The organism is Falsibacillus pallidus (assembly GCF_003350505.1).
Classification (GTDB): Bacteria; Bacillota; Bacilli; order Bacillales; family DSM-25281; genus Falsibacillus; species Falsibacillus pallidus.
The window spans coordinates 37074-57739 of record NZ_QQAY01000006.1 but is presented as its reverse complement, the minus strand read 5'-3'; the positions used below and the strand labels follow the sequence as shown (position 1 = coordinate 57739).

At 44.4% G+C, this 20666-nt stretch carries 22 protein-coding genes; 7 read left to right on the top strand and 15 right to left on the bottom strand.

What is annotated here, in order from left to right; translation table 11 throughout:
- Positions 1-91: 91 nt before the first annotated feature.
- Entirely contained in the window at positions 92-442 is a 351-nt protein-coding gene (locus tag DFR59_RS11465; protein WP_114745783.1) for an ASCH domain-containing protein, read from the top strand.
- 4 nt (positions 443-446) lie between these two features.
- Positions 447-878: a hypothetical protein gene (locus DFR59_RS11460; RefSeq protein ID WP_114745782.1), complete on the top strand. Its 432-nt coding sequence runs from the start codon at positions 447-449 to the stop codon at positions 876-878.
- A gap of 209 nt (positions 879-1087) precedes the next feature.
- On the opposite strand, the gene DFR59_RS11455 is transcribed toward DFR59_RS11460, so the two are convergent.
- Positions 1088-2260 (bottom strand): hypothetical protein, encoded by a 1173-nt coding sequence (locus tag DFR59_RS11455; RefSeq protein WP_114745781.1) that lies wholly within the window; start codon positions 2258-2260, stop codon positions 1088-1090.
- Positions 2261-2368: 108 nt separating this feature from the next.
- On the bottom strand, positions 2369-3634 hold the full coding sequence (locus DFR59_RS11450) for a metal-dependent hydrolase family protein (RefSeq protein ID WP_114745780.1): 1266 nt from the start codon (positions 3632-3634) through the stop codon (positions 2369-2371).
- A 411-nt stretch (positions 3635-4045) separates the two neighbouring features.
- Here DFR59_RS11450 and DFR59_RS11445 point away from each other — a divergent pair, with 411 nt between their 5' ends.
- Both DFR59_RS11445 and DFR59_RS11440 read left to right on the top strand, forming a co-directional pair.
- Entirely contained in the window at positions 4046-4687 is a 642-nt protein-coding gene (locus tag DFR59_RS11445; protein WP_245948474.1) for a spore coat protein, read from the top strand.
- Between the two features lie 217 nt (positions 4688-4904).
- Positions 4905-6827: an N-acetylmuramoyl-L-alanine amidase gene (locus tag DFR59_RS11440; protein ID WP_245948466.1), complete on the top strand. Its 1923-nt coding sequence runs from the start codon at positions 4905-4907 to the stop codon at positions 6825-6827.
- 478 nt (positions 6828-7305) lie between these two features.
- Here DFR59_RS11440 and DFR59_RS11435 read toward each other — a convergent pair whose 3' ends face one another.
- Positions 7306-8154, bottom strand: coding sequence for a YitT family protein (locus DFR59_RS11435; RefSeq protein ID WP_114745778.1), 849 nt, complete (start codon positions 8152-8154; stop codon positions 7306-7308).
- Positions 8155-8424: 270 nt separating this feature from the next.
- On the opposite strand from DFR59_RS11435, the gene pepT reads away from it, so the two are divergent.
- The gene (pepT, locus tag DFR59_RS11430; protein WP_114745777.1) at positions 8425-9657 is read left to right on the top strand and encodes a peptidase T; all 1233 of its coding nucleotides are present in this window, start codon (positions 8425-8427) and stop codon (positions 9655-9657) included.
- A 74-nt stretch (positions 9658-9731) separates the two neighbouring features.
- On the opposite strand, the gene DFR59_RS11425 is transcribed toward pepT, so the two are convergent.
- From DFR59_RS11425 to DFR59_RS11390, 8 genes are all read right to left on the bottom strand, one after another.
- The gene (locus DFR59_RS11425; RefSeq protein ID WP_114745776.1) at positions 9732-10508 is read right to left on the bottom strand and encodes a sulfite exporter TauE/SafE family protein; all 777 of its coding nucleotides are present in this window, start codon (positions 10506-10508) and stop codon (positions 9732-9734) included.
- An 87-nt stretch (positions 10509-10595) separates the two neighbouring features.
- Positions 10596-11723 (bottom strand): MBL fold metallo-hydrolase, encoded by a 1128-nt coding sequence (locus DFR59_RS11420; protein ID WP_114745775.1) that lies wholly within the window; start codon positions 11721-11723, stop codon positions 10596-10598.
- 55 nt (positions 11724-11778) lie between these two features.
- The gene (locus tag DFR59_RS11415; RefSeq protein ID WP_114745774.1) at positions 11779-12354 is read right to left on the bottom strand and encodes a sulfurtransferase TusA family protein; all 576 of its coding nucleotides are present in this window, start codon (positions 12352-12354) and stop codon (positions 11779-11781) included.
- A gap of 172 nt (positions 12355-12526) precedes the next feature.
- Positions 12527-12823: a rhodanese-like domain-containing protein gene (locus DFR59_RS11410; RefSeq protein WP_114745773.1), complete on the bottom strand. Its 297-nt coding sequence runs from the start codon at positions 12821-12823 to the stop codon at positions 12527-12529.
- 29 nt (positions 12824-12852) lie between these two features.
- The gene (locus DFR59_RS11405) at positions 12853-13212 is read right to left on the bottom strand and encodes a rhodanese-like domain-containing protein (RefSeq protein ID WP_114745772.1); all 360 of its coding nucleotides are present in this window, start codon (positions 13210-13212) and stop codon (positions 12853-12855) included.
- Positions 13213-13225: 13 nt separating this feature from the next.
- On the bottom strand, positions 13226-13705 hold the full coding sequence (locus DFR59_RS11400) for a DsrE/DsrF/DrsH-like family protein (protein ID WP_114745771.1): 480 nt from the start codon (positions 13703-13705) through the stop codon (positions 13226-13228).
- Between the two features lie 27 nt (positions 13706-13732).
- Entirely contained in the window at positions 13733-13960 is a 228-nt protein-coding gene (locus tag DFR59_RS11395; RefSeq protein WP_114745770.1) for a sulfurtransferase TusA family protein, read from the bottom strand.
- Positions 13961-14039: 79 nt separating this feature from the next.
- Positions 14040-14303: a metal-sensitive transcriptional regulator gene (locus DFR59_RS11390; protein WP_114745769.1), complete on the bottom strand. Its 264-nt coding sequence runs from the start codon at positions 14301-14303 to the stop codon at positions 14040-14042.
- Between the two features lie 337 nt (positions 14304-14640).
- Between DFR59_RS11390 and DFR59_RS11385 the strand changes: the two genes are divergently transcribed.
- A complete protein-coding gene (locus DFR59_RS11385; protein ID WP_114745768.1) occupies positions 14641-15048 on the top strand; it encodes an HIT family protein in 408 nt (135 codons plus the stop codon).
- Positions 15049-15106: 58 nt separating this feature from the next.
- Here DFR59_RS11385 and DFR59_RS11380 read toward each other — a convergent pair whose 3' ends face one another.
- The 3 genes from DFR59_RS11380 to DFR59_RS11370 all read right to left on the bottom strand — a co-directional run bounded on the left by DFR59_RS11380 (position 15107) and on the right by DFR59_RS11370 (position 18909).
- Entirely contained in the window at positions 15107-16111 is a 1005-nt protein-coding gene (locus DFR59_RS11380; protein ID WP_245948465.1) for an EAL domain-containing protein, read from the bottom strand.
- 263 nt (positions 16112-16374) lie between these two features.
- Positions 16375-17715 (bottom strand): GntP family permease, encoded by a 1341-nt coding sequence (locus DFR59_RS11375; RefSeq protein ID WP_114745767.1) that lies wholly within the window; start codon positions 17713-17715, stop codon positions 16375-16377.
- A 54-nt stretch (positions 17716-17769) separates the two neighbouring features.
- Positions 17770-18909 (bottom strand): glycerate kinase, encoded by a 1140-nt coding sequence (locus tag DFR59_RS11370; protein WP_114745766.1) that lies wholly within the window; start codon positions 18907-18909, stop codon positions 17770-17772.
- Between the two features lie 149 nt (positions 18910-19058).
- Here DFR59_RS11370 and DFR59_RS11365 point away from each other — a divergent pair, with 149 nt between their 5' ends.
- On the top strand, positions 19059-20147 hold the full coding sequence (locus tag DFR59_RS11365) for a CdaR family transcriptional regulator (RefSeq protein WP_114745765.1): 1089 nt from the start codon (positions 19059-19061) through the stop codon (positions 20145-20147).
- Positions 20148-20171: 24 nt separating this feature from the next.
- Here DFR59_RS11365 and DFR59_RS11360 read toward each other — a convergent pair whose 3' ends face one another.
- Positions 20172-20654, bottom strand: a complete 483-nt coding sequence (locus DFR59_RS11360; RefSeq protein WP_114745882.1) for a PaaI family thioesterase — start codon at positions 20652-20654, stop codon at positions 20172-20174.
- Positions 20655-20666 lie beyond the last annotated feature (12 nt).

Sequence of the window (20666 nt, the reverse complement as noted above, 5' to 3'; positions counted from 1 at the left end):
TCAGATTAGAACAAGCTTTTCACTTCTAAATAGGTTATGGTGGTCAATCATGGTAAAATAGAATAGCTAACAATTTAAAGGAGGAATAGAAATGACGAACGAAATGAATCAAGAAAAATTGCCTGAAAAATCATGTAGTGTCGACCGCCTGGTGACAATGCCGGCTGATATCGAAAAAGTATTGGCAGGAACCAAGACGGCAACTCGCCGCAACGGCCGCTATGCAGATGTAGGAGAAATCATGGAGCTTGAAGGGAAATCATTTGTTGTTGAGAAAGTGTATTCCCAGTCTCTTGGTGAATTGACTGATGAACATGCAAAACAAGAAGGATTTCAATCCGTGGAAGATTATAAAGAATCCATTCTTTCTTACCATCCCGGTATGCCATGGCTTCCTCAAATGAGAGTGTGGGTCCATGAATTCCGTCCTGTAAACGGCTGAGTAGATGCTTCATAAACTATTGCTTTATGTACATATTTTGAGCGTCATCATGTCTATCGGACCTTTTTTCATCCTGCTTCCAATGATTAAGAAGCTAAGGACCAATAAGGCCGACGTACAGCAAGCGCATCTGCAGACGTTCAGGTCCGCTGTAAGGCTGGCTAAGCATGCCGGGCATGTTTTAGTCATGTCAGGGGTGCTCCTCGTCATCCTCAGCTCATGGAAATTCTCTTCTTCATGGATTTCAGCGACGATCATCGTCCTCGTGGGCTCCCTATTTTTTCTGGCAAGGGCATTTTCACCATTGCTGAAGAAATACGGTCAAGGAGAGGATGAGGAACAGCTCGGCCGAAAATTGATGAAAGCGACCTGGATCTACATCGTCCTATTGCTTCTCATGCTTTGGTTCATGGTGACCAAGCCTGTATTATGGTGATAGAAAAGCGGAGCCGGCTGTTTGAGTACTTTTTCGAAGAGCGAAAAAGTATAAGAGGCGCAGAGGTTGGACTGAAGCACCACGAGATAAAGGAAACACGGTGAACTAAGTGAACCGATGTTGACTTATCGTAAGTGTGCTGAAGGAAACCTCCCAGCCTCTAGCCGGAGGAGCTAGACATAAAAAAGGCTGCAGCTGCAGCCTTTTTTCTATAAAGTCTTCATCAAGATGCTCGCAACGACAATGGAGGCAGTGGTAACGGTGGTAAACCCGCCAACAAGCATCGGGGTCATCAATTCGTTGAAAATGAGTTCTTTTTCTTTCTCTGTGCCCTCGATGCTCCTGCTTACTTCATCGCAAAGGAAATAATCGCCGGGGAATCCGAAGAGCGCCGTTAATGCAACAGCAATCCCTTTATTGATATCCCATTTCAACAGTTTCGCAGCCACATAGCCGCCAGCGATGATTCCCACAATACCGATCAGCATGATGATGACGACTTTTAATACCGAATGAGCGAACATGGATGGAGTCACATCATTCATAGAGCTTGCCACAAAGAACACCAACCCCACCATGGCAATTCCGAATGAATTCGCCTTCTCCATCATTTTAGGCTGATAAAACTTGAAGTATGCCCCGACAATCCCGATCACCAATGCCCATACACTGTAGCTGACCCCGGTGATTTTTCCGATAAAGATGGCCAGTCCTCCACCAATGAACAATTGAAGAAGAAGGATGGAATGCGTCTGAAACTTTTCAGGAATCCAAGTCTTGGAGGCTGACGGTGCGGCACTTGCCACTTCAGCCGATGCAGCCACTTGTTCCAGCGCCACAGGGTCAATGGAGCTTTTCAGCTTATTGGCATACTTCCTGAGAAAGTGTGCTGCAAGCGGCATTCCCACTAATCCTTGGACCGCTAGAATCAGGGCTGGGATGGAAATGATATTGACCATCCCCATTTCCTTAAGCTTAGTAGAAGTTATGATGAAGGCAATGATTCCGCCGGTAATCGGCCCCGCAGATGCTACTGCAGCAGGGTATCCAAACATTGGTGGTACCAAAACAAGTAATAGAACAGTTGCTAACACCATACCAGATAAGGCGATAACGATGGCTTTCACCTGTCCCTTCAGAACTTTGAAGGGAATGATGGTCCCCATATGGATGATCAATGGGGCCACCATGACAGCGCCGAATGTTCCAAGCGTTGCTGTATCGAGGATGGTCTTAGGGAAGACGCCTGTCCATATGAGGACCAGATACCCCAACATGACCACTAAAAGCATGGGAACCCGCGCACGGGATAAAATCGATGCAGCTTCTCCTGCTGCTACTAACATAAGAACCAACATAACGGCTACCACCGGTTCACTCATAATATTCAGCCTCCTTCTAAGTATGTGTTTTGACGGCATGATTTTAGATAAAGCGAAGGCTGGCCTATGGTACAGTTCGTACGTGCCTGCCAGCCATCATCTGAAAAATTATACGAGCAGCGCCGCTTCTTTTTTCAGCGTGTTTTTCACATATTCTCCATCCTTCAATACGACCGCGATGTTGCGTGTATCCTCCAACGATGTAATATCCGCTAATGGGTTGGTTTTTGTAATGACCACATCTGCCAGTTTGCCAGCTTCAAGCGTACCGACTTTATCTTCCCAGCCAAGGCATTCCGCAGCCGTTTTGGTTGTGGCGACCAACGCTTCCATCGGAGTCATGCCGATGCCGCACATCAGCCCCAGTTCCCGGAGGTTCGTTCCGTGCGCCATGACGCCGGCATCCGTGCCCATTGCAATTTTCACGCCGGCTTTATAAGCCCTGGCGATGCTTTCTTTATGGAAGTGGATGACCTCTCTGCATTTTTGAACACCGTACTCCGGCATGGATCCATCCCTTTCAGCCGCTTCTAATACCGATACCGGCGCCAATAATGTCGGTACGAGGTATGTTCCTTTTTCCACCATCAATTCAATGGCTTCATCATCAAGGAAGATGCCGTGTTCAATGGAATGGATGCCTGCCCTTACAGCATTCTTGATTCCTTCTGCACCCTGGGCATGAGCCATGACCTTCAATCCTCTGCGATATTTAGCTTCCTGCACAATGACCTCAAGCTCTTCCTGGCTGTATTGAGTGAATTCTGGGTGATCCGTCGGACTCAGCACGCCTCCTGTTGCATGGACTTTAATAATATCCGCACCTGCTCTCAATACTTCCCGCGCCTTTTGACGGACTTGCTCCACCCCGTCGCAGACGCCGGCGGGACTTCCAGGATAGCCATGAAGCGTGATGTCCACTCCTGACCTCATCCATTGATCGCCATGGCCGCCTGTTGTGGTCAAAGGAGTAATGCTGATCTGCATCCGCGGACCTGCGACCACTTTGTTTTCAACTGCCTGTTTGACGCCGGCATCTGCACCGCCTGCGTCCCTTACCGTCGTAACGCCGGCATCCAGCGTCTTTTTCATATGATCGATCGCTTTATAGAACTGATAGGAAAAAGGCGTGGTCAGCTTCTCTTCCACTTTACCAACTTCAAACATGAGATGGACATGCGTGTCAATCAACCCCGGAAGAATATAGCCCCCTTGTGCATCCACCACTTCTACATCAAGTCCTGATACATCAAGCTCATTTTCCTTGCCAACCGCCTCAATGACCTGCCCTTTCAGCAGAACGGCCCCACCTTTGACTGGTTCTCCCCCATTGCCATCAATCAATGTTCCATTTTTAATCAACTTGTAGCTCATACATTTCACTCCTTCGATTAGTTTGATTATGTATTGCCTTAAGATGGAGAAAAACTGATTTGGTCACCTCTCTTTTCATGGCGGAAAATGCTATTGCCTTGTTGTTAAAGGATTCTAACATAGGAAAAACAAGATTTAAACAAGTTTTCTGATTTTTTAAAATAGTCAATAAATGGTGAAAGCGTGTTCATTTGCATGAGGACAAGGTTTATTAAGCCATTCGACATAGCGAAAAATTTTTTCGACAACCGAAATAATTCTCGATTTTTTTCAAAAAATTACTTGAGGTCAGGAAGGGTTTTGCAGTCAATACTAATCAGGATGTAGTGAACATCACTTTTCTTTGGGAGGTCATTTTTCATGCAAAACCGATTTAATCCAGGAACGCAGCCACAGGGCATGCCCTATCAGATGCCGCCACAGCAACCGCAAAATACCCAGTCTCAGAATATCCCGCCGCAGATGAATCATGGGGGCCATGAGATTTTTGACCTGCACGAAATCATCGCCGGGATGATTAATGTCCTGGACCAATATATGATGTTCAGGCTCTTCATCAAAGATCCGGAGCTTTTGGACATCTTGGACCGCCAATATCGGTTCATCCTTGATCAATACAACATCACGTGCGAATGCTTCACAACCGGGAAGGATCCATCACACCCTACACAGAGCTATAAAATGACTCAGACGCATGATGTGGTGTATGGAATCAAACCAACTCAACCAAAGAAGCCGAACCAATCCATCATGGAAATCCAGGATAAAGGAATTTCCGCACATATGCTGGGGCTGATCAAATCCACAGCCTCCCTGCTCACGATGACATCGGTCGAAGTTACAAACCCGGTAGTCAGACGTGTATTGGCAGACAGTGTACCAAACTTTATTGAAATGGCTTATGAAATTTTTCTTTATCAAAACAAGCATCAGTACTATCAAGTGCCGCAGCTTGCCCCTAATGATATGAACCAGATGACGAACAGCTATGTACCATTCACTGGCCAGCCGCAGATGCCAAACCCCGGCCAAATGAATGGCTACCAGCGATAGTTTTTACAGAACAGCCTGAAACGGGCTGTTCTTTTTTTATGCTGGAAAATGAAACCCCTTCCAATTCCCTATCCGCACCTCTCCTTTATCCCTATATTTTGAATTTGAGTACTAGTTAAAATTGTTCATTTTTGGAATTTTCAAACAAAATAAAAGGATTCTGCTTCTTTTTAAAGAAATTTCCATGAGGATAACCATTAGGAAAGGGAGGATTTCTTTGAAAAGAAAATGGAATAAAGCGGCCAAAGCAACGGCAGCAATCGCCATCAGTACTTCGATGCTGTTTCCGCTGGCCAGCAGCCATCAAGCAGCATTCTCGAATGTACATAACGTATTGGCGGCAGAAACCCAATCAGTCGATTCAGCTTATTTGCAGGAAGCATTCAAAAAAGCAGCAAAAGAATTCGGGGTCCCCGAAAATATCCTGTTGTCGGTTTCTTATAACATGACAAGATGGGAACAGCATAACGGGAAGCCGAGTACGTCCGGTGGATACGGCGTCATGCATCTGACGCAGATGGACGGGGCATCCGCCGATGAAAAAGGATTGGAGGAAGCCCATTCCTTCACCCCTTCCCCAAACTTGGATCAGCACATGCTTGATGAAGCAGCGAAGCTCATCAATCAAGATCCTGAAGCATTGAAGAAAGATGCTTTGCAAAATATCCGTGGTGCTGCAGCATTGCTGGCAAAGTATGCAAAGGAATCAATGGGAAGCGTGCCTAAGAAGGAAGCCGATTGGTACGGTGCGGTGGCGAAATACAGCGGCTCCAATGAGGAAGCAGCTGCGACCGATTTTGCAGACCAGGTATATGCCACGATTCAAAAAGGAATGGACCGTCATACACCTGAAGGGCAAGATGTTCAGCTCAAACCGGAAAATATAGCAGGCAACCGTGCCTCTGCAGAAAAATTCCACTTCCACAAAAGTACAAAGGATCCGCGTGCCGAGGTGCCAAACGGGGTAGACAGCCAGTTCATCCCTGCTTTCTACCAGCAATTGAGCGACAATCCGGGCAATTATACAAATTATGATGTAGGCGACCGTCCGAAGCTGGGCGGCGATATCCGCTATATCGTCATCCATGACACGGAAACGGAATACCAGCCGACCATTAATTTGTTCTCCCGTCCATACGGAGCTTCTGCACACTATGTCCTTCGTTCATCCGACGGACAGATTACGCAGATGATCCAGAACAAAGATGTTGCATGGCATGCCGGGAATTGGTACTTTAACATGCACTCCATCGGTGTTGAGCACGAAGGATATGCCGCGCAAGGAGCCGACTGGTACAGCGAGCAGATGTACCATGCTTCCGCGAAGCTTGTCCGCTATCTTGCTGAAAAATACGATATCCCAATGGATCGTGCACACATTTTCGGCCACAATGAAGTCCCTGGCCTTACTCCGTCGTCTCAGCACGGAATGCACTGGGATCCAGGCCCATTCTGGGATTGGGATCACTACTTTGAACTCATGGGTGCACCGGTCACACCAGCTCATGGTTCGAAAAGAGCCGTGACATTCAAACCGCATTTCGAAACGAATAAACAAGTGGTGGACGTAAACGATGGCAACATCCGAGAACATTCCACAAACTTCGTTTACTTATATCAAGAGCCAAGCTTTGACGCACCGACAATCGTAGATCCGGCTATGAGTGCAGCTCGACCGGATGAAGCGGCGAACTGGGGCAATAAAGCGGAAGCTGCCCAGACGTTTGCACTGGCAGACAGCAAAGGCGATTGGGATGCCATCTGGTATGGAGGCCAAAAAGCATGGTTCTACAATCCACATAACAAAAATACCGTTCCAGGAAATGTACAGACTCTGATTACACCGAAGGAAGGCAAAGATGCAATTCCGGTCTATGGCAGTGCATGGCCAGAAGCCTCTGCCTATCCATCCGATGTCGTGCCGAAATCAATCTTCCCACTGCAATATACCATTGAAGCAGGCCAGGTCTACGCGGCAGAGGAAAAAGTGAACGGCGACTATTACAATGCGAAAGTATTTACGTTAGACCCTTATGGCGTCCATAAGATGGTCTACGGCAAGGAAGAATATTACCGGATCCACTTCAACCACCGCTTTGCTTTTGTCAAAGCAGAAGATGTGGATGTCGTGAAAAGATAATTTGTTATAGTCAAAAAGACGTTCCTTTGTGGGGAACGTCTTTTTTTGGTATGGAGATGCATGCAAGTGCCTAGTGTCACCCCCCGACTTTTGTCGAAGTATGTCGGTGCAGATTGATTGAGGGGTATTTGGCGGGTGGCAAATGGCCAGTGGCGCATAAGAATAGGGGTTTGGCGCATTGGCCACCTGTGCCGGCGCATAGCTGAAAGGTTTTCGCGCATAGAGGACGGATTCCTGCGCATAGCCTTTCATTTTTCGCGCATAAAGCCTGTCAGGAGAGGGATTTCCACTTAAATGCCTCCTAATTTTCCTGGCTTGTTGGCTTCGGCTCACTTTTTTTGCCTCGTCCAGCACAAAATATCAAACAAAAAGGTGTTTACTCACAAACAAGATGCCGAATTGCTAGAAAACAGCCAACAAAAAAGACGTTCTCAGTCCGGAACGCCTATTTTGCCAATTTTCCAAATAAAAAGGATCTCTATGCAAGCCTCTTAAAGTTCTGTCCAAGGATCTCGTTCATATTGTGGACGGTAATGAACGCTTTGTGGTCGACACTGATGATGTAATGTTTAAGTTTAGAAAATTCTTTTCTGCCAAGGATCGTTGTGATGACTTCTTTTTCTTCAAAATTGTAGGCGCCTTTGGCTGTATGGATGGTTGCTCCTTTGCCAAGTTCCTGAACAATGTATGATCGGATCTCATTGCTGTACCTGCTGATGATGACGACCTCTTTGTTGGTATTGAATTTTTGCAGCATGTAGTCAATGACCAACCCATTCAAAATGACTCCGAAGAACGCATACATGCCGACTTTCGGGCCAAAGATGAATGTGGAAGACAATGCAATCAACAAATCAGAGAATAAGACGGCCTTGCCGATTTCAATGGAAAAATACTTATTTAAAATCATTGCGAGAATATCGGTTCCGCCTGTCGATGCCCTTTGGTTGAAGACGATGGCCATTCCTGACGCTGCGATGCATTGCCCGATAATCAGCTGGATCAAGATGTCATCGCTCAACGGATGGGAAAGCGGTGCGACTTGTTCGAGCCCCCAAACCATGCCGGACAAGGCAAAACTCGCGTAGATTGTTTTAGTCCCGAAGCTGAATCCAAGAAAGATGATGCCGATGATGAACAGAGCCACGTTGGCGATGATCATGAACACACCGATGGAAATCGAAGGCATGAGGTGATTCAGCACAATCGATAGACCACTGACTCCCCCAGTCGCTAAATGATTTGGCGATAAAAAGAAGTGGACGTTGATGGCGACCAGCAGTACTCCAAGATTAATATTGATAAATGTTAACAGCTTCTTTTTCATCCCTCATGACCTCCTTATCTATTTTATAAAATCCTTTGTTTTTCATAGCACAGACGCGATTATAGTAAGGATAAGAGCATATGTAAAGGGATAGAGCAGAAAAGAATTATTAAGAATTATAAAGGGCCTTCAATAATTGGAAAATTGAAATATGTCAAACAATAACCCGCGTCTTTTGACGGAATTGACGAACTTTTGAAAATCTTCATCTGTGTCCGGACGGCCCGCACGTGATATGATGGAAGTATCGATACGAAGGGAGATTGAGACATGAAAGAGGAATTGATTAAACGACTTACTACATACGTAAAAGTAGAAACGCAATCGGATGAAGAAAGCAGCACGTGCCCGTCCACGGAAGGGCAGCTCGTCCTTGCCAGAATGCTGGTCGATGAACTGAAAGAAATCGGCATGCAGGAAGTCACAATGGATGAAAACGGCTATGTCATGGCCACTCTTCCAGCGACATCTGACAAAGAAGGCGTTCCGACAATCGGTTTCCTTGCCCATGTGGATACGGCGACTGACTTCACTGGGAAAAACGTCAATCCGCAGATCGTGGAAGACTATAATGGCGAAGATATTGTATTAAATGAGGAACAAAATATCGTGATGTCCACGCATGACTTCCCTGAGCTTTCCGGCTACAAAGGCCATACTTTGATTACGACGGATGGGACAACGCTGCTTGGTGCGGATAATAAAGCTGGAATCACGGAAATCATGACAGCGATGAACTATTTGATTCAGCACCCTGAAATCAAGCATGGAAAAATCCGCGTGGCATTCACTCCGGATGAAGAGATCGGACGCGGACCTCATAAATTTGATGTAGAAGCATTCAATGCGGATTTTGCCTATACGATGGATGGCGGACCGCTTGGCGAGCTTGAATACGAAAGCTTCAACGCTGCGGCAGCTAAAGTGACGGTTAAAGGGAAGAACGTCCACCCTGGTACAGCGAAAAACAAAATGGTGAACTCAGCGAAGATTGCCATGGAATTCAATGGCATGCTGCCTGTTGAGGAAGCGCCGGAATCTACTGACGGCTATGATGGGTTCTATCACCTCAGCTCCATCAATGGAGATGTGGAAGAAACCAAATTGAGCTACATCATCCGTGATTTCGACCGGGAAAACTTTGAGGCGAGAAAAGCGGAAATGAAGCGAATTGCAGGTGAGCTGCAGGCGAAGTATGGAAAAGAGCGCATTCAGCTTGAAATGAACGACCAGTACTATAACATGAGAGAAAAAATTGAACCGGTCATGGAAATCGTCGATACGGCTTATGCAGCAATGAAGAAGCTCGATATCGAGCCGATCATTAAACCGATTCGCGGCGGCACAGACGGCTCCCAGCTCTCTTATATGGGACTGCCAACGCCGAATATATTCACTGGCGGAGAAAACTACCACGGCCGCTACGAATACATCTCCGTGGACAATATGATCAAAGCAACCAACGTCATCATCGAAATCGTCCAGCTCTTTGAGCAAAAATAAAATAACACGTACCAACAACAAGTGCCAGTCACGCCCCGATTTTTTTCGGGGCGTGACTGGCACTTTCGTGTCGTTTACAGGATGCCCATCCATACTTTGATGGCTGTGACTGTGATGAGAATGGCCAGAATGATTTGCAGTGTCCTGCTATTCATTTTTTTGCCTGCTTTCACTCCTAGTGGCGAAGCGATCAGACTGGCGACGACCATGATGATGGATGGAAGCAATTCTACCTGTCCCGTCGAGATCTTTGCTGTAATCGCTCCAATGGATGAAATGAATGTGATGGCAAGCGATGAAGCGATAGTCATGCGGGTAGGGATCTTCAAAACGACCAGCATGATTGGTACAAGCAGGAATGCTCCGCCTGCTCCGACAATCCCTGCACTGATTCCCACGGCAAAGGCAAGCACTGCAGCGAGCCATTTATTGAACGTCACTTCTTCATTCGGAACATCTTCTGCTCCCTTTTTAGGAATGAACATCATGACCACGGCAATCAATGCCAGTATTCCATACACTAAATTGATTCCATCTTCAGTGAATCCCCTTGACATGAAGCCCCCTATGAAACTCCCGCTCAAGATGCTGATCCCCATGTAAGCAATCAGTTTTTTATTTAAGAAACCGCCTTTGCGGTACGCCCAAACTCCCCCGACTGTAGCGAAAAACACCTGTATCGCGGTAACTCCGGATACTTCATGGGCAGTAAAATGCGCGACGCCGAGCATGGCCGGGATGAATAACAGCATCGGGTAGTTGATGATCGATCCACCGATTCCAAGCATCCCTGAAATGAACGACCCGACAAACCCGATTAAAAAAATAGTAATTATGAATGTCAAATCCATGATGCACTCCCTCCCTGAGGCTGCAGCAGTTCAATAAAATAGCCTGTAATGAAGGGAAGCCCTAAGCTTCCCTTTTCTTCACTGCTATCAGCGAACTGCACAGCGGTTTGGTCCGATTTCCATTTCACGCTGCTGTTCTTCATCCGGGCTGATTTTACCCATGTTCGTTTCGCGGATTTCCTGGTAAGCATTCGGCTGTGGAGGAAGGTTCTCTGTTACGAGCTTTCTGAACTCTTTTTCACTTTCAATGTTCAAGCCATGGTTTTTCGCGAAAAGCGTACCAAGTTTTTCTGATACTGTACCATCGTCATTCAATTCATCGATAATCATGAAGTGAGCCGGAAGTACAAGAAGCTCATCTGAAAGCTCTTTATAGCGCTTATAAAGCGTTTCGCGAAGATCAGCAACCCAATCCTCTGCCATACCCGCAAGATCGGGGCGGCCAATGGAATCGATGAAGAGAATATCGCCGGATAGCAAGTATGCTTCATCTACCACAAAGGAAGTGGAGCCGATTGTGTGTCCTGGAGAATACAGTGCTTGAATGGCAATAGTCGTATTGCCCACTGTCACTTCTACTCCATCTTCCAACGGTTCATAAGAGAATTTCACTTCTGTTGCATCCTTTGGCGGCAGCCAGTAAGCTGCACCTGTTTGCTCAGCAATTTTTCTGCCTCCGGAGATGTGGTCTGCGTGAAGGTGTGTATCGAACACTTGAGTGATTTTTGCACCGACGCTCTCAGCGAATTCTGTATACACATCTGTCATTCTTACTGCATCAAACAATGCCGCTTCTCCTTCAGAAACCACCATGTAAGACAGGCAGCCTTTTCCGATGCGTACAAATTGATACATTTCGCCGCCGTTTTTCAAATCTCCTACTTTTACAGGCTCTAAGTGTTCACTCCATGCTTTCATTCCGCCTTGAAGGTAAGCAACATCCTTGCCTGCCTCAGATAGCATTTCCGCTATCATGACAGAAGATCCTTCCTTCGCACATACGACGAGGATTTCTTTATCTGTTGGAAGCTGGTCTAAAATTTCTTCAACTCCGTCGAGCAAATCGAAATATGGGATATTTAGATAATCAAAGTTTTCCCCTTCGATTTTCCAATCCTTAAAATCCCCTTCATTACGAACATCCAAGATGAAAAAAGCTTCTTTGTTGAATACCTTTTTCGTTACTTCTTTTGAAGTCATTGCACGAATAGTCACGCCTTATTACCCCCTTAGGTATTATTCTACTTAAAATTTTTTGTTTTTTTTTCGATTATCCATTAATAGAAGTTGTTTCGCCAGTCCATTGGCTCATGCCAGGGACTACATTGATGACGTCTTTGAAGCCTTTTTCCGTCAATTTCTGTGCAGCCAAGTCACTGCGGTTGCCTGTGCGGCAAATGACGTATACTTTTTTGCTGCTGTCCAACTCCCCTGCTCTTTCTTCCAATTCCCCTAAAGGAATGGATACAGCACCGGGGATATGATTGAATGCATACTCAGCTGATTCGCGTACATCAAGGACAATGATATCGTCATTTCCTGCAGCTGCAGCGACTTCTTCATTTGTTGCTGTATGAGGATGCTTTTTCTCTTCTGCTTCTTCACCGCTTGATTTACGGATGTAATGCTTTAACACATCATCTTCTTCAATTGTGCCTAAATATTGGTGGCCAGTGCTTTCTGCCCATGCTTTGATATCCGCTTTAGAACCTTTATCCGTTGCAAGGACTTCAAGTACTTGACCTGGCTCCATGCCATTCATGGATTTTTTCGTTTTAACGATCGGCATCGGACAAGCAAGCCCTTTGGCATCAAGTACAAGATCTGTTTTAATCGTATTGGTCATTTCATTAACCTCCTGTAGTTTACCTCTTGGGGTATTTGTGTCGGTAAAATAATTAGGCTGTTCTCGTGAACTTCGTTGTTAAAATCTTAATGCCGATTTTAACGTGAAGATACCTATTTTGCGTGTTGAAATGGAGTATCCAGGCTCTTTTCGAGTTGAAAAGAGCCCAAAATTATTCGGTCTTTCCTTCCCAATCGAGCATGCCGCCAGCCATGTTAATTACGTTATAACCTTGTGATTCCAAGAACTGTGATGCACGGCCGCTTCTGCCGCCAGAACGGCAAACCATTACATACTCTTTGGATTTATCCAATTCATTCATGCGGAATTCAACTAACCCCAATGGGATATTGACTGCTCCAGGAATTTTCCCTGCTGCTACTTCGTCTGTTTCACGCACGTCAATGATGTTTAACGTCTTGCCTTCGTTCAACTGAGTTTCTACTTCTTTCGCTGTCATTGTTTTCATGATTACACATCCTCCTTAAAGTTTATAATTTATCTCCAGGCGCTTACTCCGCCTTTTACGTTTGTTACGTTTGTAAAACCTAGTTTCTTAAGCAATTTGCTCGCTTTTTGGCTTCTCATTCCGCTTTGGCAAATGACGACAACCTCTTTATCCTTGGAAAGGCTGCCTGCTTTTTGAGATAGCTGATGCAATGGGATGTTTTTAAATCCCGGGATATGATAGCCCTTGAACTCTCCTTGAGTCCTTACATCAATAAATTGTTTGTTTTTATCATTTAATTCATTTTTCAATTGGGCTGCTGTAATATGATGAATTCCTTTTGCCGGAATGATTCTTTGCAATAAAAAGAAGATGATGATTGCTAGGATGATATAGTTTAAATACGTCATTTTGACCCCTGCCTTAGATAAATAAGTTTACGTTCCCATCTTCTGCATCAGCCAGATATGCTGCTACACCGGCATATTCAATGCCTTCTAAAAGTTCTTCCTGCTGAAGCCCCAATAAATCCATCGTCATAGTGCAGGCAACAAGTTTCACTTCTTGCTCCTGAGCCATTTCAATTAGCTGCGGCAATGTCATAGCATTATGCTTTTTCATAACATCCTTGATCATTTTCGGACCAAATCCTGCAAAATTCATTTTAGAAAGGCCCATTTTATCTGCACCGCGGGGCATCATTTTACCAAACATCTTTTCCATGAAGCCTTTTTTCAACGCAAGTTTTTCGTCTTTTCTTAAAGCATTCAATCCCCAGAATGTATGGAAGATCGTCACTTCGTGGTCATAGGCCGCTGCACCATTGGCAATGATATAGGCTGCCATCGCTTTATCGTAATCTCCGCTGAACAATACAATCGTTGTTTTTTTCGTCTCTGTCATGTAAATCCTCCTGGATGTCTGTCTTGATTAGCCTTTTTTGATGTAAAACGTCAATACGCCGTCTTCTTCTTTGTAATCAAGCATTTCGTGGCCTGTAGAAGCTGCCCATGCTGTCAAATCGTTTTTCGCGCCTTTGTCAGTTGTAAGAACTTCTAAAATTTGACCTGATTCAATTTCATTCATTGCTTTCTTTGTTTTAACGATCGGCATTGGACAAGCCAAACCTTTTGCGTCTAGTACTTTATCTGAAATCATGTTGTATTCCTCCTAAGTTTTATTACCCTATGGGGTATAATAGTAACGAAAATAAAAATGGGTGTCAACCCGTTTATCATTATCTGCTTTTTACAAGCAGGTTAATAGCTTCATTCATTAGTTCTTCCTGTGTCTTATCCTCTGCATTTTCAGGATTCTGAATGCATTCAATCAAATTGGAGCCGACAACCAAACCGATGGTGCGATCCAAGGCAGTCCGGGATGCGGATAACTGAGTAATGACCGATTTACAGTCATCTTCTTCTTCCATCATTCTTAAAATGCCCCTGATTTGTCCTTCAATTCTCTTGAGCCGGTTCTTCATCTGGTCATTATACATCATGCACGTATCCCCCCTTGTTCTTTAAAATGATTTTGCGCTTCAACAATCCCTATTGTATACCCCGCTAGGTATATTGTCAACAGATAATTTAATTTTATGTGTTGTTCTATTTTCTTAACTTCCCTATTCTTAAGATAAGCTGTTTTCGTAAACTTTGTTGTTAAAATCTTAATGCCGATTTTAACGTAAAATAACTATTTTCGCGTTGAAATAGAGTATCCAGGCTCTTTTCCAGTTAAATTTTCTGCATTGATGGCATAGATTATCCAGTTTTAATACTTAAAGCAACAAGCTTTGAGAAAAGAGCCTTAAGATAAGAAGGGAAGTGTTTATTTATATGATAAAAAAGGAAAATTGTCCGCTTTGCTCCGTGCATGACGACCCGGATCAGAATATCATTTTCGAAAATCAATCTTGCTATTTTATTCAGCATAACATACACCAGGGGGTACTGGAAGGGAGCGGGCTCATCATTCCAAAAGCACACCATGAAGACGCCTTTGCTTTGACAGAAGAAGAATGGGCGGATACATACGATCTACTGCAAAAGGCTAAAACCTATCTTGACCAAACATACTCTCCAGACGGCTATACCCTTGGGTGGAATGTCGGAAAAGTATCCAATCAGGAAATACCCCATGCCCACCTGCACGTCATCCCCCGCTATCATGATGAGCCATTAGCAGGAAAAGGCATCCGCTACTGGCTGAAGCAGCCTGAAAACAAACGCGGCCTATTAGGTTAATGAATCAGAAAAAGGCTCACCCGCCTACTTGCGGATGGGCCCTATTAATAAAATATACCTATACCGCTATCCCTTCCACTTTTGAGAGCGGATTCGGACTCGGCTTGCCGAATAGATATCCTTGGAAAAGCTGATAGCCATTTTGCTTCAGCCAATGGAAATCCTCTTCTGTTTCAACGCCTTCCGCCAATGGGACAGCCTCTACATCTAAAGCAGCCTTCAGAAACTTCATGGCCATTGCTTGCTTCGCTTCGTCTTTTGCGACGCCTTGCACATATTTCATATCAAGCTTCATGTAGTTTGGGGACAATTCCTCCAATGCTTCCAATGTACTGAAGCCTTCTCCCACATCGTCGAGGGCGTACTTAAATCCTTTTTCCTTATAATAGGACAGGATGCGCTTCAGGTGGTTCAAATCCTCAACTTGTTCGGATTCCACTACTTCAAACACAAACATTGATGGATCGATTCCTAGTTCATTCGCGAGGCTCACAGTGGATCTCAAGCAAAATTCAGGCGAATAAATGGCAGTCGGAATAAAGTTGATAAAGGCCTTCTTATTTAAACGGGCCGCATATCGAACTGCTGTCATCCTACACACCCGGTCCAGCGCATACAATCGGCCCCTTGTCTTGGCAGCTGAAAATATTTCGTTCGGGTAAATCATTGAACCATCTTCCCGTTGAAACCTTGCCAAGAGTTCATAAGCTTCGATATTCAAATCCCCATCAATGATTGGCTGATAAAAGCATGTCACCATACCTTTCCGGATGACTTCATCAATCCACTCTGCCGATAGGATAGGCTCGACCATCTTAATCGGCTTCCACTCCTCCTGGTTCATTCGGAAGAAGATGCTTTCCGAATCCATGTGGTCACGGCAGAAATCATAAAAGTCTTTGATTCCATCCTCATCCATGATCCATCCCTCAGCTGTTGTCTGAACCAAAATGCCCCTGCGATTAAAATATTCCAAAACCATCTTCTCCATCGATTGGTTCTGATCTTCATTTATCTTTATTTCGAAAATTAATTCATCTGTACTGCAGCCCTTGCAACCCAAACTCGGCCACCTCCGTATTTTTCTATACCTACACAATATTTCCAACAGAAACGTTTGTCCAATAAAAGCACTTAAAACAGATTGACTATTGACAATTTTCTATAAAAAATTCATAATATTTTCTTTCTGATACGGAAGTCAGGATTTTAGCCAAATTTAATGCCGGCCCCGCTCAACTTTACCAGTGAGCAGGGCCGGCTATTTCTTAAGAAAAAAATGCAGCCTCCCTTTCCTTGGGAGACTGCATTTTGTACGAAAATCAATTAAACCAATATCAGCCACAGCAGCATCGTAAAGATTATGGTCGTAATCCCTTGAAGCAATGTTGCCATTGTCTGAGCCTTATATGCATCCGTCACTTTCATTCCGCTGAATTGAGTAATGACCCAGAAGAAGCTGTCATTAACATGGCTGACTGTCATAGCACCAGCACCTACTGCCATTACCACCAAAGCCAATGGTACAGCTCCTTCAATTCCCATTGCTGGAAGCATCGGAGCAATTAAAGATGATGTAATGACCAGTGCAGCAGTTGAAGATCCCTGAGCAGTTTTTAATGCTGCAGCAATAAGGAAGGGAACAAGAAGGAACATTGCTCCTGTAAAAATATCTGCGGATGCCCATCCCTGTATGGTATCGGCAATCGGAGTAGCTTTAATGACTCCTCCAAAAGCTCCGCCTGCCCCCGTAATTAATAGGATTGGAGCAGAATCGGTAATCCCTTTTCCTATCCATCCTGTCATTGTCTCTTCATTGAAAGCTGGAAGCAGGGCAAAAGAAGAGAAAACGCCGATAATCAATGCGACAAGTGGAGATCCGATGAATACCAGCACTTCCGCCAGCTTTCCATCCCATTCAAGGAATTGAACAATTGAGCCTAATGCAATCAAGACAATTGGAAGGACAATGGGTAGAAAAGATTTGAAGGTGGAAGGAAGTTTTCCAAACGATTTGACGATATCTTCATAATCCATTTGTTCACTATCTTCCTCTACCTCTATCTTTCCGCCTACCTTTACTGCCCAGATATACCCGACAACCACAGCTGGAATGGCTGTAATAAGACCAATAAGAATGATAGTACCTAAAAAATTCGATGCCCCGATATTGCCTGCAGCCGCTATTGGTCCAGGTGTCGGGGGCACAAGTGTATGAGTCGCATACAAACCCGTAGCCAAAGCTACAGACATTGAGGCAACCGCTACATTTGCCCGTTTAGCCAATGCTTTTTTCAAACTGGTAAGAATGACAAATCCAGAATCACAAAAAACAGGAATGGAGACAATATATCCTATGATAGACATGGCTAGTTGAGGTCTTTTAGGTCCAACCACTCTTAGTACAACCTCTGCCATCCGAAGTGCTGCCCCTGATTTTTCAAGGATCGTCCCTATGATGGTTCCTGCCACTATGACGATACCAATATAGCTCATCAGACCGCCGAATCCATTATTAACATTCTCAACTACTTTCGATAATGGCATTCCTGAGGCAATTCCAATAAAAAACGCCCCAAGCAAAAGAGATAAAAACGGATGAAGCTTGAACTTCGCTGTGGCGATGACAACCAGTAATACACCAATGACTAAAATCGCAATTAACATCGTATTCCCCCTATAAAATATGATCCAAAAATTTCTCCCCTGACTCGCCTTATACTATTTTGTTTTAGACGCTAGGTAGGTCCTAAACACTTGTTCTGCTGAAAATTCCAGCAGCTCAGAACCTTTTTCCATCGCTTCATTCAGATTCATGGGCCCGTCCACAATACTATGGATGCTTGTAATCCCATGCGAATACAACTCTTCAATACCGCGGCCAACCGACCCTGCCAAAGCAATTACTGGGATCCCTTGTTTCTGAGCCTCCTGCGCAACCCCCATTGGCGTCTTGCCAAAAATCGTTTGAGAATCGATTTTCCCTTCCCCCGTCAAAACAAGGTCCGCCCCTGAGAGTTTTTCCTTCAATCCAGTCTGCTCAATGACAATATCAATTCCTCTCCTCATTACAGCAGGGAAAAACGCCTGAAAAGCCCCTCCTAATCCGCCTGCAGCACCCGCACCCGGTCGATCGTGGAGTTTGATGCCTGTTTTCTCCTGCACAAGATCGGCCCATTGTGTCAGGTATTGATCAAGAAGCTCTGTCATTTGGGGATCTGCGCCTTTTTGAGGACCGAACACTCTCGAAGCACCATGCGGCCCAATTAACGGGTTTTGTACATCAGAAGCAATGATAAACTCTGCATCAGCAATTCTTCGATCAAATTTACTATCATCGATGGAATGTATGTCTTTCAAGGCTTGACCGCCTCTTCCGACTTCTTCCCCATTTGAATCCAGCAATTTCATCCCCAATGCCTGCAGCATTCCGATGCCGCCATCATTAGTGGCGCTCCCGCCTATAGCCAAAATCATCCTTCTGCACCCATCATCCAATGCTTTTTTTATTAGTTCCCCTGTGCCGAATGTTGAGGTAATCATAGGATTCCTCTCATCTCGGAGTACCAAATCCAGCCCCGAGGCACTGGCCATTTCAATAACACCCGTTTTTCCATCGTCTAATAGACCATATGCAGCTTTGACCATTGTATGCAATGGACCATGGACATCCACTTCAATCGCTTTTCCGTTGACTGCCGAAATAAGACTGTCCATTGTCCCTTCGCCGCCATCCCCTACAGGGATAAGCATTACATCGGCATCAGGCATGACTTTCTTAATTCCTTTTTCCATCGCAGCGGAGGCTTGCAATGCTGACAAACTCCCCTTAAAAGAATCCGATGCAATGACGATTTTCACTTACACCCACCACCTTTAAAGCGCTTTCATGCTTTTATTATAAAAATAGACCAAAAGAAAGGCATCGTTCAAATCATACAAAAAACACCTATAATTTTACTGAATTTTTAGTTAATATAAACATATAGAATATGTTTGGAGTGGATTAAATGCTCACACATGAATTAGCGAATGAAATCGTAAAACAAACAATGATCAGATTGAATAGAAATATTAATATCATGAACCATACTGGAACTATCATCGCTTCAGGAACAACCGAACGAATCGGACAGCTCCATGAGGGTGCACTGGAAGTAATAAAAACAGGCAAAACCCTCGTTGTTGATAAAAGTAATCTTTCTAAATGGAAAGGATCTCTTTTTGGGGTTAATCTGCCAATCGAATTCCAAGGAAAAATCATCGGGGTTATCGGAATCACAGGGGAGCCTGAAAAAACCATGGAGTTTGGTGAATTGGCCAAAATGATAACTGAAATGATGCTGAATCAATCCTTATGGGCTTCACGTCTTGAATCCAAACAAAGAATGAAGGAATTGATATTTGAAGATTTACTTCTGGGGAAGACACATGAGGAATCTGCTGAGCGAAGGCAAAACGCCATCCATATTCAACTAACTCCTCCTTTTCTTGTGATTGTCTTAGAAATTGGCGAAACAGTGTTTAATAAATTGAAAATCATCGAGTTCCTGGAAAATATTTTAGGCGAGAAGAAATGTCTGATTGGATTTTTAAATGTTAACAAACTGTTTATTCTTTTTTCCGGCTTGAAAGAAGAACTGCTAAGGAAGAAAATAGAGGAAATATCAGGACTTCTTCGTATGAGAGAGATTCCCTCCAGAATTGGAGTAGGAACGATAGAAGAAGAAAAAATAAAAATTAAGGACTCCCTCAAAAATGCTGAATCTGCTTTAAAGTTTGGAGACAACGAGAAGGATTTGACCTATTTCAATGAGGTAGAGGTCATGTCTTTATTAAGCAGGATACCGGAGCATCATAAGCATTTATTTTCTAAAAGAATTATGGGACATATACCCGAGAAATGGATCAAATCATTAGAAACGTATTTTGAGTGTGATATGAATTTAGCTGAAACGGCAGAAAGGCTTGGGATACATAGAAATACACTGATTTATCGATTGAAGAAAGTGAAGGACGATACTGGCTATAACCCTCAGACGTTTCATGATGCCACAGCATTACAGCTTGCATTTTGGATAAACCAGATAAATAAATAAAGTGGGCGGAACGATCCGCCCACTTTATTTATTCGTAAAATTCGCCGGCATAACTACGGCGATGACTTCTCCTTTTGCACAGCACTCATCTGCTGCCCACACTTCTACATCTACTTTAAATTTCTTAGGATGGATTTCCTCGACGGAACCGATTGCCTTCAGCGGTGTACCTTGGGGAGTCGGACGTAAAAAATCCACTTTCAAGGAACCGGTGACAAATCTCGGAGGCTCTGTCCCATCCCCGATTTCATGTCCATTTTTCCGATGAAGGGCTATTGCCGCTGAGCCAGTTCCATGGCAATCAATCAAAGAAGCAATGACGCCTCCATACACAAATCCCGGGATTGCAGTATGTTCAGGTTCCGGCGTGTAGATTGTAATGGTTTGATCTCCATCAAGCGCCGTCCGGAAATGATGGCCATCTTCATTCATCCTTCCACATCCAAAGCACCACGCAAACTCCTCAGGGTAATCATCCTGTATGGCTTTAACAATTTTCTCTTCCATTTCACCCACCCC